This is a genomic window from Haloglomus irregulare (assembly GCF_007421925.1).
Classification (GTDB): domain Archaea; phylum Halobacteriota; class Halobacteria; order Halobacteriales; family Haloarculaceae; genus Haloglomus; species Haloglomus irregulare.
The window spans coordinates 40,204-66,541 of record NZ_QMDX01000005.1 but is presented as its reverse complement, the minus strand read 5'-3'; the positions used below and the strand labels follow the sequence as shown (position 1 = coordinate 66,541).

At 68.1% G+C, this 26,338-nt stretch carries 27 protein-coding genes and 1 tRNA gene; 17 read left to right on the top strand and 11 right to left on the bottom strand.

Annotated features, from left to right (window positions below; all coding sequences use genetic code 11):
* The first annotated feature begins 66 nt into the window (after positions 1-66).
* From DP107_RS09660 to rpl12p, 5 genes are all read left to right on the top strand, one after another.
* The gene (locus DP107_RS09660; protein ID WP_144261958.1) at positions 67-555 is read left to right on the top strand and encodes a 50S ribosomal protein L11; all 489 of its coding nucleotides are present in this window, start codon (positions 67-69) and stop codon (positions 553-555) included.
* 283 nt (positions 556-838) lie between these two features.
* Positions 839-1,513 carry a TMEM165/GDT1 family protein gene (locus DP107_RS09655; RefSeq protein ID WP_144261957.1) on the top strand — a complete coding sequence of 225 codons (675 nt, stop codon included), beginning with the start codon at positions 839-841 and terminating at the stop codon, positions 1,511-1,513.
* A gap of 139 nt (positions 1,514-1,652) precedes the next feature.
* Positions 1,653-2,294 (top strand): 50S ribosomal protein L1, encoded by a 642-nt coding sequence (locus DP107_RS09650; protein WP_144261956.1) that lies wholly within the window; start codon positions 1,653-1,655, stop codon positions 2,292-2,294.
* Positions 2,294-3,361 (top strand): 50S ribosomal protein L10, encoded by a 1,068-nt coding sequence (locus DP107_RS09645; protein WP_144261955.1) that lies wholly within the window; start codon positions 2,294-2,296, stop codon positions 3,359-3,361. Before DP107_RS09650 ends, DP107_RS09645 begins: the two co-directional genes overlap by 1 nt.
* A 5-nt stretch (positions 3,362-3,366) precedes the next feature.
* A complete protein-coding gene (gene rpl12p / locus DP107_RS09640; protein WP_144261954.1) occupies positions 3,367-3,726 on the top strand; it encodes a 50S ribosomal protein P1 in 360 nt (119 codons plus the stop codon).
* A 183-nt stretch (positions 3,727-3,909) separates the two neighbouring features.
* Here the strand turns inward: rpl12p and DP107_RS20010 are convergent, their stop codons facing one another.
* Positions 3,910-4,086 carry a hypothetical protein gene (locus DP107_RS20010; protein WP_185977254.1) on the bottom strand — a complete coding sequence of 59 codons (177 nt, stop codon included), beginning with the start codon at positions 4,084-4,086 and terminating at the stop codon, positions 3,910-3,912.
* Between the two features lie 160 nt (positions 4,087-4,246).
* The gene (locus tag DP107_RS09635; protein ID WP_144261953.1) at positions 4,247-4,438 is read right to left on the bottom strand and encodes an HEWD family protein; all 192 of its coding nucleotides are present in this window, start codon (positions 4,436-4,438) and stop codon (positions 4,247-4,249) included.
* A 109-nt stretch (positions 4,439-4,547) separates the two neighbouring features.
* Between DP107_RS09635 and DP107_RS09630 the strand changes: the two genes are divergently transcribed.
* Entirely contained in the window at positions 4,548-5,144 is a 597-nt protein-coding gene (locus DP107_RS09630) for a YbhB/YbcL family Raf kinase inhibitor-like protein (protein WP_185977253.1), read from the top strand.
* A gap of 21 nt (positions 5,145-5,165) precedes the next feature.
* On the opposite strand, the gene DP107_RS09625 is transcribed toward DP107_RS09630, so the two are convergent.
* On the bottom strand, positions 5,166-5,678 hold the full coding sequence (locus DP107_RS09625; RefSeq protein WP_144261951.1) for a GNAT family N-acetyltransferase: 513 nt from the start codon (positions 5,676-5,678) through the stop codon (positions 5,166-5,168).
* 107 nt (positions 5,679-5,785) lie between these two features.
* Between DP107_RS09625 and DP107_RS09620 the strand changes: the two genes are divergently transcribed.
* From DP107_RS09620 to DP107_RS09605, 4 genes are all read left to right on the top strand, one after another.
* On the top strand, positions 5,786-6,334 hold the full coding sequence (locus DP107_RS09620; RefSeq protein WP_144261950.1) for a class I SAM-dependent methyltransferase: 549 nt from the start codon (positions 5,786-5,788) through the stop codon (positions 6,332-6,334).
* A 576-nt stretch (positions 6,335-6,910) separates the two neighbouring features.
* Entirely contained in the window at positions 6,911-7,393 is a 483-nt protein-coding gene (locus DP107_RS09615; protein WP_144261949.1) for a ferritin-like domain-containing protein, read from the top strand.
* The gene (locus DP107_RS09610) at positions 7,390-7,845 is read left to right on the top strand and encodes a metal-dependent transcriptional regulator (protein ID WP_144261948.1); all 456 of its coding nucleotides are present in this window, start codon (positions 7,390-7,392) and stop codon (positions 7,843-7,845) included. The genes DP107_RS09615 and DP107_RS09610 overlap by 4 nt, the downstream gene beginning before the upstream one ends.
* A gap of 380 nt (positions 7,846-8,225) precedes the next feature.
* Positions 8,226-8,330 (top strand) — tRNA-Gln (locus DP107_RS09605).
* A 217-nt stretch (positions 8,331-8,547) separates the two neighbouring features.
* Here DP107_RS09605 and DP107_RS20005 read toward each other — a convergent pair.
* Positions 8,548-8,703, bottom strand: coding sequence for a hypothetical protein (locus tag DP107_RS20005; protein WP_185977252.1), 156 nt, complete (start codon positions 8,701-8,703; stop codon positions 8,548-8,550).
* 86 nt (positions 8,704-8,789) lie between these two features.
* Here DP107_RS20005 and DP107_RS09600 point away from each other — a divergent pair, with 86 nt between their 5' ends.
* The 3 genes from DP107_RS09600 (at position 8,790) to DP107_RS09590 (ending at position 10,561) form a co-directional block, all read left to right on the top strand.
* Positions 8,790-9,212: a hypothetical protein gene (locus DP107_RS09600; RefSeq protein ID WP_144261947.1), complete on the top strand. Its 423-nt coding sequence runs from the start codon at positions 8,790-8,792 to the stop codon at positions 9,210-9,212.
* Between the two features lie 63 nt (positions 9,213-9,275).
* The gene (locus tag DP107_RS09595) at positions 9,276-10,277 is read left to right on the top strand and encodes a hypothetical protein (RefSeq protein ID WP_144261946.1); all 1,002 of its coding nucleotides are present in this window, start codon (positions 9,276-9,278) and stop codon (positions 10,275-10,277) included.
* 44 nt (positions 10,278-10,321) lie between these two features.
* Positions 10,322-10,561 carry a hypothetical protein gene (locus DP107_RS09590; RefSeq protein WP_144261945.1) on the top strand — a complete coding sequence of 80 codons (240 nt, stop codon included), beginning with the start codon at positions 10,322-10,324 and terminating at the stop codon, positions 10,559-10,561.
* Positions 10,562-10,653: 92 nt separating this feature from the next.
* Here DP107_RS09590 and DP107_RS09585 read toward each other — a convergent pair whose 3' ends face one another.
* Positions 10,654-11,067 carry a ribbon-helix-helix protein, CopG family gene (locus DP107_RS09585; RefSeq protein ID WP_144261944.1) on the bottom strand — a complete coding sequence of 138 codons (414 nt, stop codon included), beginning with the start codon at positions 11,065-11,067 and terminating at the stop codon, positions 10,654-10,656.
* A gap of 127 nt (positions 11,068-11,194) precedes the next feature.
* On the opposite strand from DP107_RS09585, the gene DP107_RS09580 reads away from it, so the two are divergent.
* On the top strand, positions 11,195-11,653 hold the full coding sequence (locus DP107_RS09580) for a hypothetical protein (protein WP_144261943.1): 459 nt from the start codon (positions 11,195-11,197) through the stop codon (positions 11,651-11,653).
* Between the two features lie 78 nt (positions 11,654-11,731).
* Here DP107_RS09580 and sufD read toward each other — a convergent pair whose 3' ends face one another.
* The 4 genes from sufD to DP107_RS09560 all read right to left on the bottom strand — a co-directional run bounded on the left by sufD (position 11,732) and on the right by DP107_RS09560 (position 20,800).
* Positions 11,732-12,946 (bottom strand): Fe-S cluster assembly protein SufD, encoded by a 1,215-nt coding sequence (gene sufD / locus DP107_RS09575; protein WP_144261942.1) that lies wholly within the window; start codon positions 12,944-12,946, stop codon positions 11,732-11,734.
* Positions 12,946-14,376 carry a Fe-S cluster assembly protein SufB gene (gene sufB, locus DP107_RS09570; RefSeq protein ID WP_144261941.1) on the bottom strand — a complete coding sequence of 477 codons (1,431 nt, stop codon included), beginning with the start codon at positions 14,374-14,376 and terminating at the stop codon, positions 12,946-12,948. The genes sufD and sufB overlap by 1 nt, the downstream gene beginning before the upstream one ends.
* A gap of 43 nt (positions 14,377-14,419) precedes the next feature.
* Positions 14,420-15,349: an ABC transporter ATP-binding protein gene (locus DP107_RS09565; RefSeq protein WP_144261940.1), complete on the bottom strand. Its 930-nt coding sequence runs from the start codon at positions 15,347-15,349 to the stop codon at positions 14,420-14,422.
* A gap of 204 nt (positions 15,350-15,553) precedes the next feature.
* Positions 15,554-20,800 carry a DNA polymerase domain-containing protein gene (locus DP107_RS09560; protein ID WP_144261939.1) on the bottom strand — a complete coding sequence of 1,749 codons (5,247 nt, stop codon included), beginning with the start codon at positions 20,798-20,800 and terminating at the stop codon, positions 15,554-15,556.
* Between the two features lie 189 nt (positions 20,801-20,989).
* Here DP107_RS09560 and DP107_RS20000 point away from each other — a divergent pair, with 189 nt between their 5' ends.
* The 3 genes from DP107_RS20000 to DP107_RS09550 all read left to right on the top strand — a co-directional run bounded on the left by DP107_RS20000 (position 20,990) and on the right by DP107_RS09550 (position 22,150).
* Complete coding sequence (locus DP107_RS20000; protein WP_185977251.1) at positions 20,990-21,166, top strand: DUF7331 family protein; 177 nt, start codon at positions 20,990-20,992, stop codon at positions 21,164-21,166.
* Between the two features lie 55 nt (positions 21,167-21,221).
* Positions 21,222-21,623: a DUF7322 domain-containing protein gene (locus tag DP107_RS09555; protein WP_144261938.1), complete on the top strand. Its 402-nt coding sequence runs from the start codon at positions 21,222-21,224 to the stop codon at positions 21,621-21,623.
* A gap of 95 nt (positions 21,624-21,718) precedes the next feature.
* On the top strand, positions 21,719-22,150 hold the full coding sequence (locus DP107_RS09550) for a DUF7346 family protein (protein WP_144261937.1): 432 nt from the start codon (positions 21,719-21,721) through the stop codon (positions 22,148-22,150).
* 100 nt (positions 22,151-22,250) lie between these two features.
* Here the strand turns inward: DP107_RS09550 and rad50 are convergent, their stop codons facing one another.
* Together rad50 and mre11 are read right to left on the bottom strand one after the other, a co-directional pair.
* Entirely contained in the window at positions 22,251-24,986 is a 2,736-nt protein-coding gene (gene rad50, locus DP107_RS09545) for a DNA double-strand break repair ATPase Rad50 (protein ID WP_144261936.1), read from the bottom strand.
* Positions 24,983-26,299, bottom strand: a complete 1,317-nt coding sequence (mre11, locus tag DP107_RS09540; protein ID WP_144261935.1) for a DNA double-strand break repair protein Mre11 — start codon at positions 26,297-26,299, stop codon at positions 24,983-24,985. The genes rad50 and mre11 overlap by 4 nt, the downstream gene beginning before the upstream one ends.
* Between the last annotated feature and the right edge of the window lie 39 nt (positions 26,300-26,338).

The window sequence follows — 26,338 nt, the reverse complement described above, 5'->3', positions numbered from 1 at the left end:
CTCTGCCGGCCGCCGCGACCGCCCGAAGAAACAACGCTTAAACGCGGCGCGGCGGTTCCGTTAGCTATGGCTGGAACCATCGAAGTGCTCGTCCCCGGCGGGCAGGCCAACCCTGGCCCGCCGCTCGGGCCGGAGCTCGGCCCGACCCCGGTGGACGTGCAGGCGGTCGTCAGCGAGATCAACGACCAGACCGCGGCGTTCGACGGGACCGAGGTCCCCGTCACCGTCGACTACGAGGACGACGGCTCCTTCGGCATCGACGTCGGTGTTCCGCCGACGGCGGCGCTCATCAAGGACGAACTCGGCTTCGAGACGGGCAGCGGCATGCCACAGGAGGAGTTCGTCGCCGACATGTCCGTCGAGCAGCTGCAGACGGTCGCCGAGCAGAAGCTCCCCGACCTGCTCGCCTACAACGTGAAGGGCGCCGCCAAGGAGGTCGCCGGCACCTGCACCTCCCTGGGCGTCACCATCGAGGGCCACGACCCCCGCGAGTTCAAGGAGCGCATCGACGAGGGGGAGTACGACGACCTGTTCGCCGAAGGGGCTGCCGCGTAGGTAGCCGACGGGGCGACGGCTTGGGGACGAGCTCTTCTCGGCACTAACGGTCCCGTCGGTAGCCCGGCGGGCGAAACGCGATGACGGTCAGTGGACGTCCCGTTCTCCGGTCGAACGGAGCGGCCGGGCGTCGCGGGACCGCCTTCGAGACGCCCCGCAGTTGGCAGGACCGCCGAACGCGGTCACCCATATACGAGGGTTTTTGTCCCTTGCGATAGGAAACGTTAGACACGACTAATCCATGGATGAGGCCGTCATAACTCCTCGGGGGAGGTGGTCGTAGATGGCGGGCTGGCTCGAGATCCTGGTCGCGGCAGCGACGCTGCAGCTGCTCGTGTTACCGGGGGAGAAGGTCCAGATGATAATCGCGGGCCTGTCGACGAAGTACAACCCGTACGTCGTCGTCGCGGGCGCGGGGACGGCGTTCGCCGGCTGGACGGCGCTGGAGGTCGCGTTCGGCGAGGCATTGCAGGCCGCGCTCCCGGGGGTCTATCTCGACGCCATCACCGGCGGGCTGTTCCTGCTGTTCGGTCTACTGCTCGTCCGAACGGCGCTGCACGTCGACGCGGACGGGGGCGGCGAGCGGGTCGCTACGGACGGCGGCGAGGTTCGACCCACGGCCGGGCTGGCGTCCATCAGCGAGCGCGTACCCGACCGGTACCACGGGTTCATATCGGCCTTCTCGGTGAGCGCGTTCGGCGAGTTCGGCGACAAGACACAGCTGGTGACCATCGGGCTCGCCGTCCAGTACGGCGCACATCCCGCCATCTGGGCCGGGGAGATGCTGGCCATCATCCCGGTCAGTCTGGTCAACGCGCTGGTGTTCCACAGGAGCGCACACCGGCTGACGGCCACCCGTCGGAAGTACATCTACCTGGGGTCAGCAGCGCTGTTCCTGCTGTTCGCCGCCGACACCGCCGCGGTGTATCTGCTGGGTCACGGGTTCCTCCCCGTCTGACCGCGGGAACGCGTCGGCCGGAGCGTCTTCACGCTTCGACGGGCTTAACTGTGGCATCGTCGAACTTCCGACGAGACAGGCGTCCGTCGGACCCTGTTTCACACCGTAGCAGCCAGACGGCGCACTACGGAGGTGAACGATGGCAGATCAGGACATAGAGAACGCCGTCGCGCAAGCGATTGACGAGGCCCCGGAGCGGAACTTCCGCGAGACCGTGGACCTCGCCGTCAACCTGCGCGACATCAATCTGGACGACCCCAGCAACCGGATCGACGAGTCGATCGTCCTGCCGGCCGGCACGGGTCAGGAGACACGTATCGTCGTCTTCGCCGAGGGGGAGACCGCCCTCCGAGCCGAGGACGTTGCCGACGAGGTGCTCGACGGGGACGACCTCGAGGACCTCGGGGACGACACCGACGAGGCGAAGGACCTCGCCGAGGAGACCGACTTCTTCATCGCCGAGCAGGTGATGATGCAGGACATCGGTCGCTTCCTCGGGACGGTGCTGGGCCCGCGTGGGAAGATGCCGACCCCCCTCGGACCGGACGAGGACGTGGTCGAGACCATCGACCGCATGAAGAACACGGTCCAGGTCCGCTCCGGCGACCGGCGCACCTTCCACACCCGCGTCGGCGCCGAGGACATGACCGCCGACGAGATCGCCGACAACATCGACGTGATCGTCCGGCGGATGACCGCGGACCTGGAGAAGGGCCCGCAGAACATCGACCGGATCTTCGTCAAGACCACGATGGGTCCCGCCATGGAGGTGCCCGTCTGATGAGCGCCGACTCCGACGCGGAGGCGGCCGCCGAGCGGAAGACGAAGCAGATCCCCCAGTGGAAGCAGGAGGAGGTCGACGAGCTCGTCGGGACCATCGAGTCCTACGAGAGTATCGGCGTCGTCGCCATCGCGGGAATCCCGTCGCGACAGCTCCAGGACATGCGCCGGGAGCTGTACGGCACCGCCGAGCTCCGCGTCTCGCGCAACACCCTGCTGACCCGCGCGCTCGAGGAGGTCGAGGAGGGCATGGGGGACCTGACGGGGTTCGTCTCCGGCCAGGTCGGCCTTATCGGCACCGACGACAATCCGTTCGGGCTGTTCAAGCAGCTCGAGGCGTCGAAGACGCCCGCGCCGATCAACGCCGGCGAAGTCGCGCCCAACGACATCGTCATCCCGGAGGGTGACACGGGGGTCGACCCCGGTCCGTTCGTGGGCGAGCTCCAGCAGGTCGGTGCGGACGCGCGCATCCAGGAGGGCTCCATCCAGGTGATGTCCGACTCGACCGTCCTCGAGGCGGGCGAGGAGGTGAGCGCCGACCTGGCGAACGTGCTCTCCGAGCTGGGCATCGAGCCCAAGGAGGTCGGGCTGGACCTGCGTGGCGTCGTCTCCGACGGCGTCCTGTTCGAGCCCGAGGAGCTGGCCATCGACGTGGACGAGTACCGCGCCGACATCGAGACGGCGGCCGCACGCGGTCGCAACCTCTCGATCAACGCCGAGTACCCGACCGCGGCGACGGCGGGGACCATGCTGAGCACGGCCGCCGCCGAGGCGCGCACGCTGGCCATCGAGGCAGCCATCGGGTCGCCCGACGTGGCAGAGGACCTCGTCGCGCGGGCCGACAGCCGGCTCCGCGCGCTCGCCGCCGCCATCGACGACGAGGAGGCGCTGCCCGAGGAACTCCGAGGGACGGCCCCCGAGCCCGCGGGTGACGCCGAACCCGAGGCGGACGCCACCGAGGACGAGGAGGCACAGGCCGACGACCAGACCGACGACGCCGAGGCCGAACCCGACGACACCGACGACGACGGTGACGACGGTGGCGCGGCCCTCGGGGAGATGTTCTGACAACAATGGAATACGTTTACGCAGCACTCATCCTGAGCGAGACGGGCGAAGAGATCAACGAAGACAACCTGACCGGCGTGCTGGAGGCCGGCGGTGCCGACGTCGAGGAGTCCCGCGTGAAGGCCCTCGTGGCCGCGCTGGAGGACGTCGACATCGAGGAGGCCGTCGAGGGGGCCGCCGCGGTGCCCGCGGGCGGTGCCGGTGGCGGCGCCCCGGCCGGCGGCGACGCCGGCGGTGCCGAGGCCGAGGAGGCCGAGGCCGACGAGGGCGGTGACGAGGAGGAGGCCGAGGAAGCCGAAGCCGACGAGGGCGGCGACGACGACGACGAGGCCGACGGCGAGGGCCTCGGCGAGCTGTTCGGCTGAACCGGCGACGACACCCACACCTTCCTTCGACGCGACCGGCCAGCGACGGCAGTTTCGGTGTCCTCAGCCTCGTCTCCCGCGCAGGGCGTGCTCTATCGACCAGCCGGGTGGGCATCCGGCCGCGCCCGCAGTTCCGACGTCGAGAGGGAGTTCCTGCAGTATCCGGGTGTCCCGCCGGCCGACTCAGTCCGCGACCAGGTACGTCCGGCCGCCCTTCCGTTCGAGGTAGCAGTCGTCGGCAGTGTCGCGGGCGTACTCGACGACCTCCGACGGCGGCCGCTCGCTCACATCAAGGACGCGCCGGTCGGGACGAGGGGTGCCGTCGGTGTCGCTTCGCACGCGGATGGTATCTATCGACATACCTGAACGGACGGCCGGGACAGGTATGAACGCCAGCCACCCGGAGTGGAAGTGAAACCGCAACCCTGCGGACGGCCGGTGACGGTGGACCGTCAGCATCCGGCGGCGCGATGGCTTGGGCAGTCGGCATGAGCAACCGTTCGGCCCCGCGGGTGAGAGGTCAGGCCTCGCCGTCCTCGACGATGGGGCTGTAGCCGCCGTTGATGTCCCACTCGTGGATGCAGTGTCGGTCCCCGACCAGCCGCTCGCCGCCGTCGACCCGGATGACCCAGTTGTTCGCCTCCTCGTTCCAGACGTCCTCCCGCCCACAGCGCTCACAGGAGCGTCGCGTCGGTGGCTCGATCTCGACCATAGCGAACGCACGACGCTATGGGGCTTCAATCCCGCGGCGCGGGGCGGTCACCGACTCCGCAGCGGCCCCGGAACGCAGCCGCTTTCCCGGCATCCCCCGTACGTCGGGTATGGACCGTCGAGCGCTGCTGTCGACACTCGGGGCCGCAGCCGCGGCCGGGACGGCCGGTTGTGTCAGCATCGGCGGCACCCCGCCGACCCCCGACGAGTTCGGCTTCCGGTCCCCCGCGTTCGACGACGGCGGGACCATCCCGATGGAGTACACCTGCGACGGGGCGGGGCGCTCGCCGCCGTTCCGGTTCTCGGGCCTCCCGGAGCCGACCGAGGCGGTCGCGCTCACCTGCCGGTATCCGAACAGCCTCGCCAACAACTTCGACCACTGGCTGCTCTGGGACGTGCCACCGGACCGTGCCGAGATACCCGCGGGGCTCCCGACGACGGAGTCGCTCTCGGAGCTCGGCGGCGCGCGACAGGGGCGTAACGGCATCGGCCAGGTCGGCTGGCTCCCGGTCTGTCCGCCGCCGACGCTCGGCGCCGAGGAGTACCGGTTCCGGGTCTATGCGCTGCGGCGTCCGCTCGACCTGCCCGGCGGGGCGAATCAGGAGCAGTTCGAGGAGGAACTCGAGGGGGCCGTGCTCGCAAGCATCAGGTACGTGGGCTACTACGCCCGGCCGGACGAGGTGACGGGGACGGCACGCGGTCGGTGACCGCCCGCGGCTCGGCGGCGGTCACGCCTCGATGGCTGCCCACTGCGCCTCGTCGAGACGGTACCGGCATTCGGCGTGTGTCTCGCCGTCGATGGCGGTCTCCGCGTCCTCGGTCCCGAGCTCGAAGCCCGCGTCCTCGTAGAACGCCCGACCGTGGTCGTTCGCGGTCAGCACCATCGCACGTACGGCCTCGGCACCGGCCTCGAACAGGTCCGTGACGGCGCGGTCCAGGAGCGCGGTACCGACACCCTGCTGGCGGTAGCCCGGGGCCACGTACAGCCGGAGGACGTCGCCGCGGTCCTCGCCGACGTAGGTGTGTGCGAAGCCGACGACCTCGTTGCCGAGGCTCGCCACGTAGAGCCTGGTGTCGGGGCGCTCGATGGCCTGAGTTATCGTCGCGTCGTCGTACCAGTCGGTCGCCGCCTCGGCGGCGTTCTCCCGGTTCAGCACCTCGGGGTAGTCCACACGCCACGCCGTGCGGGCGACTCGTTGGACGTCCGCGGCGTCGGCCTCGGACGCGCGCCGTACTATCATGAACGTCCATTAGAGTCCCGGCTACTTCAGTTGCGTCCCGGAGTCCCGCGGACGTGGTGATCGTCAGGGCCGCGGTGGTTTATCTACCGGCCAGTGCAACGGGAGTTATGGGGTTCCACACGTACGACATCGAGCGCGCCGACGACCTGGAGGACCCGGGCCGGTACGAGTACGTCTCCGTCGACGAGTTGCTGGCGCTGTTCGAGCCGTCGGGGGTGGTGGCGGACCTCGGCAGCGGGACGGGCTTCTACACGGACGCCGTGGCGCCGTACGCCGGGACGGTCCACGCCGTCGACGTCCAGGCCGCGATGCACGACCGCTACCGCGAGAAGGGCGCCCCCGACAACGTCCGGTTCGTCACCGCCGAGGCGGCCGACATGCCGTTCGCCGACGACGCGCTCGACGGCGCCGTGTCGACGATGACCTACCACGAGTTCGCCTCGGACGCGGCGCTGGCCGAACTCGCCCGCGTGGTCCGCCCGGACGGCCTGGTCGGTATCGCGGACTGGTCGGCGGACGGCGAGGGTGCGGCCGGGCCCCCGCGGGACCAACGGTTCGCGGCGGCCGACGCCTTCGAAGCGTTCACGGAAGCCGGATTCACCGTCGAACGGGCCGACGAACGTCGGGAGACGTTCGTCCTCCGGGCGCGTCGATGACCGCATGAACGCCCTCCGACGCGGGGTCGGCGGCGAACCGTGCTACTTGTTCACAAGGTTTATTACCGTGTGACTTGTTAGCTACTGTCGTCTCCGGGGGCCGACAGGGACACACCGGACGACCCGGCCGAAGCGACAGCGAGGTCGGGTTGGGGGCAACGACCGAAGGGCCCGTCACAGGGTCACGAGGAGAACGCCTCGAAGGAGAACCGCAGCGGCCCGGTATCCGGCCAGCCGGCCGGCCGGGCGCGAAGGCCAACTACCGGGCGTCGTGTGAGCGGCGCTCGCGAAGCCGACACCACGGGCACGGCGGTCGGTGAGAGACCGACCAGAGCCGACGACGGTCGGCACGCCGGGACACGCCCCGGCATCGATGCCCGCCGTGTCGGAGGCCATATGGGCCGCGGAAAACGTCTCCCGTCCGGGTCCGAACCGTCCGGCCCCGGAGTTCCTCCCGGTTCCGACCGCTAGCAACCGCCACGTCCACCGGCCGACACCGCCGAGGGAACCGCTTAAGTCCGCGGCTCCCCCTTCTCCGAGTATGAGTTCCCCGGTACTTCCGCGGGATGAGCGGCCGTGAGCCTCTCCTATCCCGTGGCCTCGGACCACCAACTCGCCCGGCTCCTCCAGATCGGGATGGTGCTGGAGGAGGTCGTCGAGGCCCGCGCCCACAAGCACAACGAGTCGCTAGACGACGAGCAGGACACCGACATCGAGGCCCTGCTGCGAGACGCGGCCGAGGAGTCCGCCGGGCACCGCGCCAGCCTGGAGTCGCTCGTCGACGAGCTGGAGGGCGACCCGGTGGCCTACGAGGAGATCGAGCAGCTCGTCGCCGCCCGGTACGAGGCCGACACCGACACGGACGGGGTCCTCTACGACCAGCTCGCCAACGAGGAGACCGCGTACAAGTTCTACGACGACCTCATCGAGGCCATCGAGGGCTCGGACGTCCGATTCAGCATCGACCGCGGCCGGCTACTCGACACCCTCCGCGAGATCCGCGACGACGAGGCGGCGGGCGTCGAGGACGTGACACGACTGATGGAGGCCCGTTCATGAACACCCAGAACCAATATCTGAAGGCCATCTACCTGGTCCAGCAGCAGGCCGACGGCCCCGCATCGACGGGGAAGGTCGCCGAGGCGCTCGACGTCTCGCCGGCCTCGGCGAACGAGATGATCGGCAAGCTGGAAGCGGCCGGCCTCGCCGACCACGAGAAGTACAAGGGCGTCGACCTCACGGACGAGGGGATCCGCCGCGCCCGCGACGCGCTCCAGACATACTGCATCATCGAACGGTTCCTCGTCGAGGTGCTGGAGGTCGAGGAGTTCCGCGCCGAAGCCCGCCAGCTGGAGTCGGTCATCGACGAGACCGTCGGCGACCGGCTGGATACCATCATCGACCGTGACCCGGCCTGTCCGGACTGTTTCGAGGCCGAGGCCGACGTCTGTGACCACCTCGTCGACGATCTGGATATCGACCTCGAGATGGGGTCCGAGGCGGCCGACTGACCGGCCCTGTCCCGTTTCACTCCGCTCGGACGCGGTTTAGTGTCTACTGTCCACAGTATGGAGGCCGGCCGGGAGTGCCTCGGAACACCCTCGCCCGAGGAACGGGACGTCAGTGGACCATCCGTCGGGAGGCACGGGCGCGGGACGGTCACCAGTGCCGTGTCCGCGGGAAGTCGAGGGGAACATCGGACGAGAACCCGGTGTCCATCACATCGGACCAGTTGGAAGCTGCGGCGGTCCACAGGATGCCCACCGGATGGACGGCGTGACCTGCCCCTGTCGGTCGCGCCATCGTCGCGCCGAGGCAGGGAACGTCGAACGCCCCGGCCATATGGGACAATCATAACGCTATTGCTGACCCGTCCGCAATACTGCTGTGTAGCCCCGTGGTGTAGTGGCCAATCATATGGGCCTTTGGACGAGGTACGGTTCGTGCCGTATCCGGAAGCGAGCCTAGGACCCCAGTTCGAATCTGGGCGGGGCTACTGAGCTATCCGGGTGTTTCATCCAGTATCGACCGTCCCCGGACCGGCCGGGGTGCCCGACCGGGGGACGCGCTCGGCGTCGACAGTCCCCCGTCGCCGTCCGCCGTGTGGTCCCCGAGGTTGCTGCCATCGACGCCGTCGGTGGCCGTGACGATGCCCGGTTCCTGGGGGCCACCAGCCGTCCGGTGCCGACCCTCGACCCACCGGCCGGGGCCGTTCACGGAGACCACGACGCGCGTCCAGATAGGCTCGTCGTCGCGCCCCGGAGGAGCCGCTTGCTGGCCCGGTCGACCGATTCGCCCAGCGGGAGCGCGGAGAGCAGCGTGTTCGGGACGTCCCGGAGCCGGCCCAGCCCCGCGGTCTCGCGGCGCATATGGGTCCGTATCACGGCCCGTGGTAGCAGGTTGTCCCGCCGAGGTGACGCTCGGGTTTATCCACTCGGCTCCCACAGGAACGCGTATGCCGTTCACACAGGAGGCGGAACTCGCCGACATCGACGCCGGGGCCGCCCTGGAGGCCGCCCGCGAGGCCGGCGGCAACGGGGTACGGTCGTTCGTCGAGTTCACGGCCGAGGACTTCCGGACGCTCTACGTCGACGACAGGATCCTCTCGATGTACCGCGACGAGTCACATCTGAACGAGCACTACGAGCAGGTGCTGGACCACCTGAACATGGACTTCTTAGAGCGCGAGGCCTACGAGAAGACGCTGCTCCCGAACGCCGGCCGGGTCCGCTCCATCGTCACGCAGATGGAGGAGCTGACGCTGCTGCGAGTGCTCTACGAGGACAGCGGCTTCTACATCGCGCTCGCCCCGGACGCGCCCATCGCGGACGTGACCGAGGCGGTCGAGGCGTCGGTCGACGACTCACGGGTGGATTGAGCCGGTCGCCTGGTGGCCCGGGGTTCCACCATCCTTATTCGCCGGTGGTCGGTGGGAGGGCACATGGCACCCGAGGACAACGACCCCGTACTTGACTGGCCGCTCCCGGTCGGCGAGCCGGGCCGCGAGGTGTGGTACTCGCTGGTGAGCCCGACGGACGGCTCCGTCGCGTTCTGGTACCGGTACACGCTGCTGTCGACGGAGGGGGGCCGGCAGGGGGGGCGGCTCTGGGCCGCGCTCACCGACCGGGAGAACCCCGACCGCTCGACGTTCATCACGCGGTCGGTCCCGTTCGACGGGGTCCGGGCCCGCGGCGCGCCGTTCTCGCTGACTATCGACGACGCGGAGCTCACCTCCTCGTCGGCGGTGGGCTCGATTCCGCTCGCCGGCGACGGGGGCGAGGTGGCGTGGGACCTCTCGTATGACCCGGACCCGTACTCGTTCACGCCGCTGCGGAGCGAACTGCTGACGGACCTGCTCTCGACGGTCGCCGGCACGGGCAAGCACTGGAGCGCCAACGAGGGCGTCCGGATGGACGGCGAGGTGACGGTCGGCGACCGGGTCATCGACTTCGAGGACGCCCCGGGCCATCAGGGGCATACGCTCGGCTCCTCGCCGCCGGACTCCTGGACCTGGATTCAGTGCAACGAGTTCACGGACCGGTCGGTCGTGCTCGAGGCGCTCGATATCGACGGGACGCTCTCGATCTGCCTCCGGCGGGACGGCGAGGTCCACGCGCTGAACCAGCTGAAGCACGTCGTCGGCCCGAAATCCAACCGGACGGCCCATGACGAGCCCGGGCTCTGGCGCTTCTCCGGCGGCGGCGAGGGCGTCGACATCCAGGTCACGATCCGGGCCCCGGAGGAGGTGAAGTGGCAGACCGTCTCCTACATGGCCCCCGATGAGACGCTGCGCTACAACGCCCACTGCTCGCTGGCGGACGTGACACTCACCTACACGCTGGCGAACGAGGAGCCGGTCACGCTCGAGTCGTCCGCCGGCCGCGCGGAGTGGGTCGGCACGGAGCCACCGCTCCCGGACCGGGACTACCCGCCCGAGTGGTGACTCCGTAGGAAGGTTTATTACGCCGACAGCGCAGGAGTCCGCGCATGGTTGACGCCCTCCAGCAACGTCTCGACCGTTTCGACCGTCGGCAGCGGTACATCCTCGTCCTGCTGGGCTACCCGTATCTCGCCGCCGGCACGTGGCTCGCGTTGAACGACCCTGTCATCGCGGCCACCGCTCCGGCGATATGTATCGTCGTGGTCGCCTATCTCGTCACACTCCTCCGGGCGCGGTCGGACGGCACCGACGAGGCCACCGACGGCCCGGGCACGGTCGGCGAGTGACCTCGCGTCGGGAGTGAGACAGGGAGTGACTCGGACGGGGGTGGAAGCGGTCTCGGATGCCCACCGAAGGCACGGGACTGGCCGGGGTCGGTTCAACCGAGCCGGAAGGAGGGTTCCTCCTCCTCGCCGTCGTCGAGATCCTCCAGGTGGATGATCTCCTCCTCCTCCTCGTCCTCGAGCCGCTGGGAGAGCTTGGTCACGTAGCGCTTGTACTCGTCGAGCTGCTCGCGGAGGTGCTCGGTCTCCAGCTCCAGCCGCTCGTGCTCGCGGACGAAGGACTTGGGGACCTCGACCTTCGGGGGGAACGATTCGGCCGGCGAGGACGTCGCGTCGTCGAGCTGATGCTCGGGGACGACCTCGACCTGGCCGTCGTGGGCAACGAGCATCTCGACGTAGTCCCGGAAGACCGCCGAGAGCGAGATGTCGCGCTCCTCGGCGATGCTCTGCAGGGCCTCGAACGACTCCTCGTTGACCCTGAACGAGATGGTCTTGTTCTTGTTGCCCATCGTATGGTCACTTGATGTCCCATCGCACTTCAACGTTCGTCAGACGCACGTCAGCCGACCGCCGGGTCGGCGGCTCGCACCCCACCCGGGCCACGGCTTTATCGCCGGTCGCACCTAACAGAAGTCCATGGGACTCGACGTAGAGCAGCCGGCGCCGCCGGAACTGGAGCCGAACCTGGACCCGGACGACTACGAGGACGCTGAGGTGCAGGGCGACGACTACCGCCGCGAGGAGCTCGAGAACCTGATGGCGGACGGTGCCTGGGCGGACGCCTTCAGGGAGTGGAGCGACGGCGCCGAGATGGACGAGGCCGACTGGCAGGTCGTCCTCGACCTGGAGATGCTCTCGCACTTCGACTTCTTCTGGGACGATTTCGCCGACCGTGTCGGCTATCACGCCCCCGGTATTCCCGAGGACTGGAAGACCCGCGACCTCCATCCCGACCTTGACTCGTGGTCGACGGTGTCGGCTATCAACGCCGGGCTCACCGAACTCGGGCAGATCGTCTGCGAGACGCTGAAGCAGGAGTACATCGACTGGGAGGCCGACTACGAGCCCCCCGAGGACCTGCCGGACTTCGATTGATCCCGGCGTCGGGGGCCCCGTGGCTATCGGTCGACGTGTCGAAAACGTGACAGCGAGATCGTACCGCAAGCCCGGGTGTCAGTCCCGGGACTGGAGCCGCTCGCGGACCCGCTCGGTGAGATCCTCTCGGAGCTCCTCGACCTCGATCTCCTCGAGGACGGGAACGTAGAACCCCTCCACGAGCATGTTCCTGGCGAGGCGCTCGTCGACGCCGCGGCTGGTCATGTAGAACAGGTCCTGCTGGTCGACCTGTCCGACCGTCGCGGAGTGGCTGGCCTCGGTGTCGTGGTTGTTGATGATGAGCTTCGGGGACGCGTCGGCTTCGGACTCGTCGGACAGCATCAACGTGTTCTCGCGCTGGTAGCTGTTCGTGTCCCAAGCGCCGGCGCCGACGTTCTGGACGCCCTCGTACACCGAGCGCGCCTCGTCGTCGATGACGCCCCGGGTGACGAGGTCGGCGGTCGTGTGCTCGGCGTTGTGCCAGACCCGCGCGTCGATGTCGAAGTGCTGGTCCTCGTGGCCGTAGAAGGCCCCGACCATCTTCGACTCCGACGAGTCACCGTTCAGGTGGCTCTCGACGGACGCCTTCGTCAGGCGCGAGCCGATGTTCACGTCGATGAAGTCGACTGTCCCGTAGGTGTCGATGTCGGCCTCCTTCAGCTGGTAGTTGTACGTCGTCTGGTCGAGATCCTGGAGGCTGCCGTACTGGACGTAGGCGTTCTCGCCACCGACGATCTCAGTCAGGCCGGAGTAGTACCGGGCGCCGTCGAGGTCCTCGCCGCTGTCCTGGCGCTCTAGGATGGTGACCGAGGCGGACTGCTCCGTGACGACCAGAGTGTAGTTGAACAGCGACCGGCCGTTCATCGTCGTCCGGATGGTGACGTCCTCGGCGTCGACGCCCTCCGGGACGTAGACGACCGTGCCGGTTGTGAACAGTGCCGTCGACAGCGCGGTCAGATGGTTGGTCTCCGGGTCGACGACCGAGCCGAAGGCGTCACGCACCAGCGACTCCTCGTGCTCGACGGCCTCGTGGAACGGGAGGACGTCGATGCCCTCGTCGGCCTCCCACTCCTTCGTCTCCGTCTGGGAGAACGGGTCGACCATCGACTCGTAGTCGAGGTCGGCCAGGTTCGTCCACATGCGGCCGGGCGTCCGGATGACGTCGGGGAAGTCGACGTCGTCCAGCGCCTCCAGCGCGTCGAGACGGGTCTCGAGCAGCCAGTCCGGTTCGTCGCGGGCCTCGCTCAGCTCGCGGACTGTCTCCTCGCTGATCGTCTCCTGCAGCACCGACATCAGCCCAGCGACCCCTCCATCTCGAGTTCGATGAGTCGGTTGAGCTCGACCGCGTACTCGATGGGCAGCTCCTCCGTGATGGGCTCGATGAAGCCGGCGACGATCATCTGCTTTGCGTCGTCGTCGTCCAGCCCACGGGACTGGAGGTAGAACACGTCCTCGTCGCCGATCTTGCCGACGGTCGCCTCGTGAGCGACGTCGACCTTCGACTCCTCGATCTCCATGTACGGCATCGTGTCGGAGGTCGACTCGTTGTCGAACATCAGCGCGTCACACTCCACGCTCGTGCTGGAGTCCTCCGCACCGTCGGAGATGTGGACGAGCCCGCGGTAGTTGGTGCGGCCGCCGTCCTTCGCGATGGATTTTGACTCGATGGTGGACTTCGTGTTCGGCGCGTTGTGGTAGACCTTCGCGCCGGTGTCGATGTCCTGACCCTCGCCAGCCATGGCGATGGTGATGTGGTTGTCCGTCGCGCCGGGGCCCTTGAGGATGGTCGACGGGTACAGCATCGTCGCCTTCGAGCCCATCGAGCCGGAGACCCACTCCATCGTGGCGTCCTTCTCGGCGATGGCGCGCTTCGTGTTCAGGTTGTACGTGTTCTTCGACCAGTTCTGCACCGTCGAGTACTGGACGTGGGCCCCCTCGCCGACGAACACCTCGACGCCGCCGGAGTGGAGGTTGAACTCGGAGTACTTCGGGGCCGAGCAGCCCTCGATGTAGTGGACCTCGGAGTTCTCCTCGGCGATGATGAGCGTGTGCTCGAACTGGCCCATTCCGTCGCTGTTCATCCGGAAGTACGCCTGGACGGGCATGTTCACCGTCGTGTCCTCCGGGATGTAGACGAAGGAGCCACCGGACCAGATGGCGCCGTGGAGCGCGGCGAACTTGTTGTCGCTCGGCGGCACCGCCTTGGTCATGAAGTACTCCTTGACCTTCTCCTCGTGCTCCTGGACCGCGCGGTCCATGTCACAGAAGATGACGCCCTTCTCCTCCCAGCGCTCCTGCATGTTCTGGTAGACGATCTCGGACTCGTACTGGGCACCGACGCCCGAGAGGGCGTTCTTCTCGGCCTCGGGGATGCCCAGCTTGTCGAACGTGTCTTGGATCTCGTCGGGAAGGTCCTCCCAGTCGTCGACGCCGCCGCGGGTGTCGATGTCGGGGCGGATGTACGGGACGATCTCGTCGATTTCGACCTCGCTCAGGTCCGGCTGGCCGGGCCAGTCGGTCGGCATCGGCATCTCCTGGAACTGGCGCAGCGCGCGCAGGCGCCGCTCCAGCATCCACTCGGGCTCGTCCTTGTCCTCGCTGATGACCCGGATGGTCTCCTCGGTGAGGCCCTTCTCCGCCTCGAAGGCGGACTTTTCCTCCTTCTTGAACTCGAAGCGCGCTTCCGTGTCGGTCTCCTTCAGCTGATCTTGATCGGAACTCATGTATTGTACTGTTGTAGTCGTGTACTCTTTAGGCTGTTCACCGTCAGGCCGCCTCGAACGCTTCCTCCCGGATCCAGTCGTAGCCCTCGTCCTCGAGCTGCTCGGCCAGCTCCGGGCCGCCGCTCTTGACGACCTGCCCGTCCAGCATGATGTGGACGTGGTCGGGCTCGACGTAGTCGAGGATGCGCTGGTAGTGGGTGATCTGGAGGATACCGGTGCCCGTCTCGTCGCGCAGGGCGTTGATACCCCTCGAGACGTCCTGCAGCCGGTCGATGTCCAGTCCGGAGTCGATCTCGTCGAGCACCGCGACGCTCGGCTCCAGGATGGCGGCCTGTAGCACCTCGTTCTGCTTCTTCTCGCCGCCGGAGAACCCGGCGTTCAGGTAGCGCTGGGCGAACCGCTCGTCCATGTCCAACTGCTCCATCTTCTCGGCCAGCAGCTCCTGGAACTCCGCGACGCCGACCTCGCCCTCGTCAGCGGGCCCCTCCATCGGGGAGCTCTCGTAGCCGGCGGCGTCCTCGTTGGTGGCCTCGGCCTCGGCCTCCGCCTCTTCGTCCTCGTCCTCGAACAGTTCCTCCCGCTCCTCGAGCTTCGCGTTGAGCGCGGTCCGGAGGAAGTTGACCATGGTAACGCCCTCGATCTCCGCGGGATACTGGAAGGCGAGGAAGACACCGAGTGCCGCGCGCTCGTTTGGCTCCAGATCCAGCAGGTCCCAGGTGCGCTTCTCCTCGGGGATATCGAAGTCCTCCCCGAACTCGTCCGCACCGAGATGGATGAGGACCTCGCCCTCGGTCACCTCGTAGGCCGGATGGCCGGCGATGATCTTCGCTGTCGTGGACTTGCCCGAGCCGTTCGGGCCCATGAGGGCGTGAATCTCGCCGGACGATACCTCCAGGTCGACACCGCGGAGGATGGTCTCCCCACCCTCCTCGGCGACCTCCGCGTGTAGGTTCTTGAGTTCTAATGTTGCCATGATGAGTGCCTTCGGTCAACCCAAAGTTGGGGTGTGACGGGCATAATGGTTTCGGGTTTCCACCCTCCCGGTTGGCGAATCGGAAACGAAATCTTTGGTCTATGAAAGAGCGTCTCGCGGACGAAGGGGCCCAGAACGGGCGGAGACGCCCGTCTCGGCCGGCGGGATGGCCGCGTGCCGGGGATGCGAAGGGGCCGCTGTCGGCTACATAAACGACCCGAGTCCAGTCTGCTCCTGCCCGCTCTCGACCTCCTGCCAGGAGACCTCCATCGCCTCCAGGATGCGGGCGATGGGACCCTTCAGCGTCTTCTCCAGCATCTTCTCGTAGTCGACGTGGAACTCCTCGGGCACCTGGTCGGCGTACTCGAAGCAGATGACGTCCGGGTCGCGCTTGAACTCGCCGTACAGCGGGTCCGTGTGCGGGTCGAGCCCCTCCTCGGCCTCCATCCGCTCGAAGAAGGCGGCGTCGACGTTCTCCAGGTAGAGTCGCTTCGGCTTCGACCCGCGCCCGAAGTTCGTCCCCAGCAGCAGGTTGGCGTACTTCGCCCCGCGGACCTGCGCGGTCGCGGTGTCGTAGCTGTCGAGTTGCTTCCCGATGCCGCCCGGGATACCGATGTCGTCGAGGTCCGCGTCACCCTGTTTGAACGACTCGATCTCGTCGTGGACGTAGGTCCGTACGTCGTCGATATCGGCGCCGGTGACGATCATCTCGATGACGCGGTGCTGGACGCGCTTGGTGACCGGCGCGATGTCGCTGCGCTTGTACTCGAACCCCGTGATGTCGATGTCGTCGACCGTCTTGCCCTCCTTCCAGACGATGTTCCCGGCGTAGCGTTTCTTCTTCCCCGCCTGGAAGAACCGCCGGTAGAGCTTCTCGAACTCGATCTGGAAGCGGTGGTGAGCAGCGTCGAGGCGTTCGAGCGCGAACTCGTCGTAGGAGTCGTTGATCTGCTCCTCCAGCTCGAACGATTTCTCGATGGCGGTCTCTCTGTCAATATCTCCGCCGAATTCGATCATAACGCTGTCTGTGTCCCCATAAACTATCTCCTGGTCGTTTTCCTCGACTGTATCGCTCGTATACTCGATAACTTCCCGACCCGTCGCCGTTACCGCCGCACCCATCTCCTTGTCGTAGAGGCGGAAGCGGTCCCAGCCGAGTACGCCGTACAACGATTGCCCGACGAACTGGAACTTACCGTTCCGACCAGCCATCAGCGTGTGGTTGTCCTCGACCGTGACACAGTAGGCGCCATCCTCGGCGGTACTCGTACCACCGGAACGGTGCATCCGGAAACCGTTCTTTCCGTCTTCGGTGCAGTAGATACGCCAGGACCCACTGTCACGATTGACCGTCGGCGTGAGGCCGAGGTGGACACACAGTCGCATGACATCGTCCCGAAGCCGCTCGCTCGATGTCGTGTAGCGCCAGCTGCTCGGCTGTCGGTCGCCATCGCCGGCGATGAGCGTGTTCAGGAATCGTTCCTTCTGCTCGTGGCTCGCTTCGAAGACGAACTCCGGGATCCGCTTCTGGAAGCTGTCGCCGCCGCAAGCCTCCTCCAACCACTCGCCGAGTAACTTCGACGTGAACTGGTAGCTCCGGTCGTCCACGTGGTAATCCAGTCCCATCCGGTCGAGCAGGTCGCCGATGGCGGCGTGGTCATCCCTGTCGGTTCCACCGTCGGGAACCGCCTCCTGTGCGATCTTCACCGTCGTCGCACTCCCTCGGAAGTTCTCCCCGAACTGCTTGTCCTCGGACGTGTAGACGTTCCCCTCGGTGATGTACCAGGCGAGCAGGTCCAGGAAATCGTCCCCATCGTAGAACCGCGGAACCCACTTCCGACCGCGCTCCGCGTGGACGTAGAAGCCGGAGCAGTGTTCGTCGAGGTAGTCGCGGTGCGCCTCGAACTCCTCCGCGGTGAACACGTATCCGGTTCCCCCCTCGCCCTGCTTCTCCATCTTGTCGGGATACCACCCGACCTCGGCGGCGAGCGTGTGGCCGTGGATATTGTTGTCGGCCCGGACTTCGAACTCACATTCGAGCCACTCTGTGAGGTCGATACGCTCCAGATGGGACCCCTCGAGCCCTGCCCAGTCGTGCGGGAGTTCGTAGTGCGAGGCGTCGTCCAGTTCGCTCGCTTCAACGAACCGATAATCGTCCCAGGACGCGCCGCTCGCATCGTCCTTCCGGACCAGCATCCGGTGGTTCGGCGTCACGCTGAAGTCGACCTTGCTGGTCTGTATGTCTACCAGTTCCCCCCGGTAGTCCGGATACGCCTGCGTTTCGACGACCGGCTTCACCTCCATCTCCATCGTCTCCGGGTCCAGCGAGTACACTTCGTCGCCAACGTCGAGATCTCGGATGTTCCGAACGCCTTCGGGCGTCATGACATCCGTATCCGGCGTGAAGCAGTTCATGATGACCTTGACAGCTTGCTGCTGCCGGTCGTACTGCTCGTAGGCGTCCGTGCCGGGCTCGTGGTCGTTGCGCAGGCCCTTCTTCTCCTCCCGCTCGGTGAGGAGGTCGTCGACCATCGTCCGGATGATGCCGTCCGGCTCCTGCCGGAACTCCGTCCCGTTGGGCGCGTGGTAGGTCGGCCCGTCGTAGTCGTCCCCGACCTTCGTCTCCGGTGATGCGTTGATGGTCACCATCGACATGGGGTACAGCGACTGGCCGACCCACTGGAGGTGCCCGTTCCGTCCGGCGAGTACGACGTGGTTGTCCTTCGCGGTGATGCAGTGTACCTCGCCATCGTGCGTCTCGACGCTGGCCCGGGCCTTCTTCATCGATCCCCGCTTGCCGATGGAGACGTACCAGGCGCCGTCCGACTGTTTCGAGACGGTCGGCTTCTCACCGCAGTTGATCGCGAGCCGCGTGATGTCCTCCTTCAGCCGGTCGCTCTTCGTCCAGAACTTCGCGAGGCCGCTGTCCGCGCGGCTGCCGTCGCCCGCGATGAGGGTGTCGAGCAGCACCTGCAGGTGGCTGCTGTCCAGTTCGAACACCCACTCCGGCAGTCGCTTCTCGGCGTAGCCGTCGCCGCAGTTGTCGAGGAACCAGTCATGGAGGAACCGGTTGGAGAGGTTGAACCGGTCCGTATCGGCACTGTAGTTCAGCCTCATCCGGTCGAGCAGGTCACTGATTGCTCCGCGTCCGGCTTCATCCTGCTGGTGGAGCACAATACCGGGCGATTCCCGGATGAAACTCCCCTCCGTGACGAACCAGCCGACCAGTTCCAGCCAGTCGTCCATCTCGAACGTGGTCGGCATCTCTGCATGGCCACGGTCGTACTTCAGGAACACCTCGTCGGCCTGTTCGTCGATGACCTCTCGATGCTCCCGGTAGGTCTCGACAGGGAGCAGGTACTTCCCGGTCTTCCCCTCGGTCACGGCGAGCCGCGAGGTTCCGTTCGCCCAGTCCAGCGATGACTCGACACCCGCGGGCATCGCCGCGCGGAAACCCGTCAGTCCGTCGTGGGCGTAGACGACCACATGACCCTCCTCGACCTCGTCGACCAGATCGAATCGCTCCCGGGTCGCGCCGGCCATCGGCTCGTGGTTCGGGAACGCGAACCGCTCGGCGTCGGGCACGTCGCGGTACTCGGCGAACTCGTAGTCCTCCGGCCCGAGACTGTCCCAGCCACGTTCCTTCGAGAGTAGGAATCGGTGGTTCTCGGTCACCTTGAAATCGTACGTGTTCCCCGACGCGTGGTGGAGCTCGCCGTACCGGTTGTCGTAGGACTGCGTGTCGACGACGGGCTTTACCTCGCACTCGAACGTCTCCGGGTTCAGCGTGTACACCGGGTCCCCCTCCTCCAGTTCGCGGATGTTCCGGATACCCTCGGGGGTCGCCACGTCCGTGTCCCCGCTGAAACACTTCAGGTCCAGCACGCTGACGTTCTCCTTGACCCCAGTGATGGGGTCGAAGACGGCGCCGCCCTCGTAGTCCTCGGCGTCGACGGTCCCCTTCGACGGGAGTACGAGGTCGCCGTGGACCTCGTGGAGGATGTACATGTCCACGGCGTCGCCGGGCGTGGTGGCGTCCTCCAGCTTGCAGCCGACGAAGGAGGCCACCTCCTGCCAGAACGGGACGATCTCCTGCTTGCGGTCCAGTTCGACGCACAGCTCCACGTCCCGGAGGTTGTACTCCAGCAGTCGCTCGGGGTCGTCCTCCCAGAGGTCGCCGATGTCACCGGGGTAGCGCTCCTTCCCGACGTCGAGCTCCGTCTCGCCGACGGCGTCCAGTCGGTAGGAGTCCAGCTCGGTGAACTGGGTCCGCTTGTAGGCGTACAGCAGGTCGAAGACGACCCGGCCCTTCACGTTGGGGCCCTGCCAGTCAGAACGCCACACCTCGTTCACGCGGGAGAGAGGGTCGATGGCGAGCCCGTTCTCCGGCGTGGCGACCGCCTCGATGCGGTCCAGAAGGTACGGCGCGTCGAAGTCGGTGAAGTTCCAGCCGGTCAGCACGTCCGGGTCCGTCGCCCGGATGTAGTCGACGAACGAGGACAGCAGCGCCTCCTCGCGCTCGAAGGTGCGGACGTCGACGTCGAGGTCGCCGGAGATGGGGTCGTACCCCGGGAGGTCCGCCGGGCCCTCGATGCCGTCGGGGGCGGTGTAGAGCCAGACGATGTACTCGTCCCCATAGGAGTCGTGCGAGGTGAGACAGACGATGGGCTCCTCGCCGTCCTCCGGGAAGCCCCGGCGGTCGTCGACCTCGATGTCGAACGTGCAGACCCGCGGCGCCACGTCCATCTCCACGGGCTCCAGTTCGGCGTGATGGACGTCGATGGGCCCGTCCGCGTCGTCGCGCCGCGTCGGGACGCGCACGCCGGAGCGGATATCGCGGTCGATGAGCAGCCGGTTCGGGAAGAGGATGTCCGCCTCGTAGTGGTCGAACCGGTCGCGCAGCTGCCCCACGTCGCGGGGGGTCTGTCCCGTGATCTTCAGCAGCCGGTCACCCCGGATGCTCTCGAACTGCTCACCGTCGGCGCCCGTGAGATACCGGTCGGACAGCCGGTCGTGCTGCTGGACTGGGTCCTTCCCCGGGTCGAGATCCGCCGTGGTCCACTCGGCGGGGGCCTTCTCGGCGGCCGCCTCGTCGGTCACGAAGTCCGCCAGCGGAGCGTAGAAGTACGGCTCGAACTCGTGGACGCGCACGTGGACCGGCTGGCGGTCCGCGTCCCGCCCGAACACGTGGAGGACGGGACGCTCGTCGTCGCCACGCCCCTCGACCGTGTAGTCGACCTGCGTCACGGCGAGGGTGGTCGTCCCGTCGGCATCAGGGTAGCGCCGCTCGGACATGTCCACGACCGCGGTGGCACCGCCGTCGGAGCCGCCGTTGTTACCGGCGACTGCCTCGGCGATCTCCGCCTCGGTGTCGCGGCCCTCGGCCCCGCCGTCGTCCGCGTCGGCGCTCCCGGAGAAGTCCGTCAGCGATTGCTGGGAGTCCTCGGCCATTATCGGTGTTCCGTCGCACGGGGGCAAAAATGCACGTATCGCCCGCCGGCTCTGGGGCCCATGGCGGCGGGGACCACCACCGAGCCGGGGCTCGCTCTCGGGCACGCGGCCGCGACTATCTCGCGCCGTGGAATCGCCCACAAGCGATATATGTATGCCAACGGTTCGCATATCCGGGTAAGAACCTCCATGCCTGATTCCGACGCGGACGCGGATGTAGAGTGGGACAGCCCCGAGGACGAGGCCGAGGCCGTCGCCGCCACGGAGGCGTACGAGACGGACTCGGGTGTGGTGCTCTACGACGCCGAGAACCCGCTCGCGTGGATCCAGGCCGATAACGCACGGGTCCTGCGGGAGATGGCCTGACGGCGCGCGAGTCGGGCGAGCAACCCTTTTGCGCCCGCCGCCCCTCGGACGACGCGTGAGCGACGGCGACCCGTGGCCGGAGGAACCCGACGAGCCGGAGAACCCCGGGCAGAAGTACCTCGACCGGTTCGACCCCGAGAGCGGGGGCGAGCCGGACCCCGAGTCCGACCTCGCGCCCGATGTCCCCGAAATCCCCGACGACGCCGACGTGCCCGAGGGCCTGTTCCGCGCGTTCTGGGGTCTCGTCGCCACCATCAACCTCGGCCTGTTCGCTGCCAGCCTCGGCCTGATGCTCGTCGTCTTCCGCGGCCAGCTCCGCGAGGGCGGCGCCGTCTTCCTCCTCGGCGTCGCCGCGCTCGCCTACGCCGGCTACCGCTACCGCGAGGTCAGGGACAGCGATTTCGACGAGGACGGCGACGACATCGAGGCCGAGAGCCGCTCGTCGGCGGACGATTGAGTCTCCCGGGCCGCCGGTCGCGGCGGTTCCGAACCCCGACGGCGGCGGGCTCGGACACCACAATCCTCACACCTGCCCGGGTAGTAGTGAACGGCGTGCAACCCGTGGAGGACGCGGACGGCCGACGCTATCTGCTGGTCAAGCGGTCCGGCGAGTCCAGCTTGGTCCGGGACCCCGCGACCGGACGCGAGGAGTACCGCCCGAACGACCGGCTGGCGCCGGTCGAGACCTCAGGCCTGGAACTCGCGGCCGAGGCGGTGCCCGACGGCGTCCGGCGCGTGCTGACCGCCGTCCGGGACGACCGGTCGCTGGGGCTGCTCGTTGCGCTCGACGCGCGCGGCCCCACCGGCGTCCGGACGCTGCTCGACCGCACCGACCTCTGCGAGTCGGACCTCCACGGCCTGCTCGCGGAGTTCCGGGCCGCGGGCCTCGTCGCCGAGACGGAGGTCGCTGGCGAGCGTGGCTACCGGACGACCGAGACGGCCAGCGACGCGATCGCGTGCCTTCGGGACGACGCGTCGGAGTGACGCAGTTCCCGATTATCGACGTTCCTATCCGATCATCTGTCGAGTTCGCGGTGAATTCCGTGGATTAGTGGAGAACGTCCATCGACCGTACCGGCGGCACTCAGTCGTCACCCTCGGCGGGCATCGTCTCGGGGGCCTCCGCGTCCATGCTCTCCACCCGGTCCACCCGCGACCGGTTGCTGGTGGGGTCCTTGCGGACCCGGACGAGGTCGTCGGCCGCGCCCACGAGCTCCTCGTCGTGGCTCACGACGAGGATCTGCTCCACGCCGAGGTCCCGCATCGACTCGACGAGGTCGACCAGCTTCGAGACGTGCCCCGAGTCCAGGAAGACGGTCGGCTCGTCGAGGATGAGCGGCGGCATCGGCGCGGTCCCCTCGATACCCTCCGCGAGCAGCCGGTAGACGGCACAGCGCAGCGAGAGGTTGAACAGGGCCCGTTCCCCGCCGGAGAGCTGCTCGGGCGCCAGCGGCTCGTCGTCCTTCTGGTAGACGGTCAGCTCGTAGGAGCCGTCCAGCTCGATGTAGGCGTAGGCGTCGTTCGTGTAGACCAGATCGAACGTCTCGTTGAGTAGCCGCTCGAGCTTCTCGACGTTCTGCTGGCGGAGTTCGGCCCGCAGGTCGGCGTACATCGACTCCAGCTGCTCGGCCTCGGCGTACAGCGAGTCCAGCCGCTCGACGGTCGCGGAGAGCTCCTCGCGACGGTCGCGGAGCTGCTCCAGCGCCTCGATCTCGTTGCGCGTCGCGCCGATAGACGCCTGCAGGTCGTCGCGGCGCTCGCGGAGCCCCTCCAGCCGTCCGTCGGCCTGCTCGATGTACCCTACCGCCCGCTCGAGCTCCCCCTCGGCGTGCTCGACGCGCTCCTCGTCGAACGCCGCCTCCAGCTCGGACTGGCGGTCACGCTTCTCGGCCAGCGTCTCGCGCCGGAGGTCGTTCTCGCTGGCGAGCGACTCCCGGCGGTCGCGGAGCCGGTCGAGCTCGCCCTCGACGTCCGCGGCGTCCGCAAGCGCCGATGACGCGTCCGCCAGCAGGCTCCGCCGCCGCTTGAGTGTCGCCTTCTCCCCGTTCAGCTCGCCGATGGTGGCCTTTGCCTCGGCCGCGCGTTCCTCGGCCACGGTCGCGGCCTCGCGCCTCGCAGCTGCCGTCTCGGCCAGGTCGTCGGCCTGCTCGCGGAGGTTCGCGACGCGCCCGGCGTCCTCGTCCAGCCCCGCCTCGCGCTCGGCGAGTAGCTCCGCGGCGTTCGCGCGGTCGTTGCGTGCGTCCTCGAGCTCGTCGGCGCGCTCCGCGAGCGCCTCGGCCCGTTCGAGGGCGTCCTCGCGCTCCGCGACCGTCTCGTGCGCCGCTTCGAGTTCGGCCTCCAGCTCGGCCACCCGCTCGCGGTCCTCGTCGACGCGCTCGACGTGCGGGGAGTCCTCGACGGGCTGGCCACACTCCGGACACTTGCCCGCCGCCAGCAGGGCCTCGGCCTCCGCGACCCGGTCGCGGGCATGTTCCAGGTCGCCCTCGAGCGACGTGACCTCCTCGCGAGCGTCCGCGAGCGCCTCGCGACGGTCCGCGGCCAGGTCGTCGGCCCCATCGGGGTCGCAGGGTGTGTCCTCGAACGTCGTCTCCAGCCTCTCGATGCGCTCGGCCAGTTCCGCGACCCGCTCGCGGCCCTCCGCGACCGCCTCGCGGGTAGCCTCCAGCTCCGTCTCCAGCTCCTCGGCCTCCTCGCGGGTCGATTCGGCCTCGGCCTCCAGCTCCTCGGCTCGCTCGCGGGCCCGCTCGGCGTCGCCGGCGTGCTCCTGCTTCTCCAGCAGTTGCTCCCGGATGCGCTCGTCCACGGCCTCGATGCGGGTCTCCAGGGCGTCGACGGCGGCCTCCAGCGATTCCGGGTCGGGGTCGGCGGCCGACACGGCGATGTCCGTCTCGACGGTCCCGTCTCCGGCCTCCCGTGCGTTCCGGACGGCCTCTCGTGCGGTTTCGCGGTGGTCCTCCGCGGCCGTCGTCAGCTCGGCGATGCGCTCGGCGGCCGTCTCGCGCTCGGCCTCGGCCCCCGCGATGGCCGCCTCCAGCTCCTCGATGTCCGCCCCGAGCTCGGCCATCTCCTCACGCTTCTCCTCGTGGGTCTCCAGTATCTCCCGGGCCCGGTCACGCGTCTCGACGGCCGTCTCGCGCTGGGCCTCCAGCTCCGATATCTCCCCCTCGACCCCGGAGAGCTCGCTCTCGAGGCCGTTCAGCCGCTCGTGGAGGTTCTCGTCCTCCTTGGCCTCGATCCGGCCAGTCACGTCCTCCAGGACCTCCCGCCGGCCGTCCCGGACGCGCTTGACGCCGACACGGGCGTCGGAGGCTCGCTCGCGGTACTCCTCCAGCGTGCCGAGCTGGAGCAGGTCGTCGATCATGTCCTGCCGGGCCGCGGGACCGGCGTTGATGAGCTTGTTCACCTCCCCCTGGCGGACGTATGCGCAGTTGACGAACGCCTCCGTGTCCATCCGCAGCAGCTCCGTCACGTGGGCCCGCACGTCCTGCACGCCCTCGATGGGGCCGTCGGGCGCCTCCAGCACGCACCTGTCGTTCGTCGCGCCACCCCCGCGGAGTTTCACCCGGCGCTCGACGTGGTAGTCGGCCCCGCCGTGGGCGAACCAGAGTTCGACGTGCGCCTCCTCCTCCCCCGTCGTCACCACTTCGTCGAGGGTGGCGTCCAGCGCGCGATGGCCGTACAGCGCAAAGAAGCAGGCCTCCAGCAGCGAGGACTTCCCGCTCCCGTTGACACCGTGCACGACCGTGACGCCGGGGTCGAGCGTCAGCTCCGCATCCGCGAAGCAGTTGAAGTTCTCCAGTGCGATACGACGGAACCTCACACGAAATCACCCAGCGAGCCCTGGTCCTCGTCGGCCGCGTCCGTTCCGGCCGACTCGTCCGTGGCGTCCTCACCGTCGTCGCCGTCGGTACCAGCGTCCGCTCCGGCCGCGCCACCGTCGCCCGCCAACTTCGCCGCAGCCGTCTCCGTCCCCTCGGCCGTCGACTCCGAGACATCCGGCGCCGGGCGGAACGCCTCGTCGTCCTCCAGCAGGTCCCGGACCCGGTTCTCGACGTCGTCGGCCACCCGCGAGTCGGGCGTCTTGCTGGCCCGGACCGTCTCGTCGAGCGCGCGGGCGGCGTCGCTCAGTCCCAGCTCCCGCACCCGCTCGCGGACCGCTTCGTCCGGGTCCGCGAACGACACCTCGACGTCCTCATCGGGCGTCTCGAACTCCCGGCGGTCGTTGACCCGCGCCACCAGCGCGCCCTGCTCGCGGAGCCGCTCCTCGACCTGTGCGGGGGCGACCCGCTCGCCCTCGCCGGTGACCGTGACGATGGCGACCGTGCCGTCGAGTTCGTACTGGGTGACCCGCTCGTTCACCCGCTCGACCCCCTCGCCGTCGGCCAGCTCCACGTCGATGAACGCGAACTCGCGGGTCGGGAGCGACCGGCGCGTGATGGCCACGCCGTCGGCACCCGGGGCCTCGAAGCTGACGAGATTGTAGCCGCGGTCCTCGCGCTCGTCGGCGCTTGCGCGCTCCGTCGACCCACAGTAGGTGACCCACGCGTCCGTGCCGTCCGTCCGGAGCCGCTCCTGGCCGGGCGCGTGGTTGTCGCCCAGCAGCATCGCGTCGAAGTCCACGTCGGCCTCGGCGAGCACCTCGGCCGCGTCCCAGTCGCCGTGGTCGAACGGCTGGAAGAGCCCGTGCGTGACGAGGGCGGCGTGGTCGGCATCGTGGGCCGCGAAGGCGTAGTCGAGGTCGGCGCGACGTGACCGCGGAACGAAATCAAGCCCGTACAGCGCCAGGTCGCCGACGACCCGGGGCGTCCCGTCCAGCCGCTCTGCGTAGCCGAGCGACGAGAGCAGGTCCAGCCACTGGGCGTCGCGCTTGGTCTCGTGGTTGCCGACCACCGCGAGGAAGGGGATGTCCGCCTCGGCCAGGTCCCGCAGCACGTCGACGGTTCCCATCAGGTCGACCAGTTCGGGCCGGCGGTCGTGGAACAGGTCGCCCGCGTGGACCACCGCGTCCACGTCCGCCTCGATGGCGTCGTCGATCACCTGCTGGAAGGCCTCGAGGAAGTCCCGCCGCCGGGCCGGCTCGTTGTACTGCCGGTACCCCAGGTGTGTGTCCCCGGTGTGGAGGAGCCGCGTCATCGTCGCGGCTTCGTCGCGTCCCCGTATGAACGTGTCGTG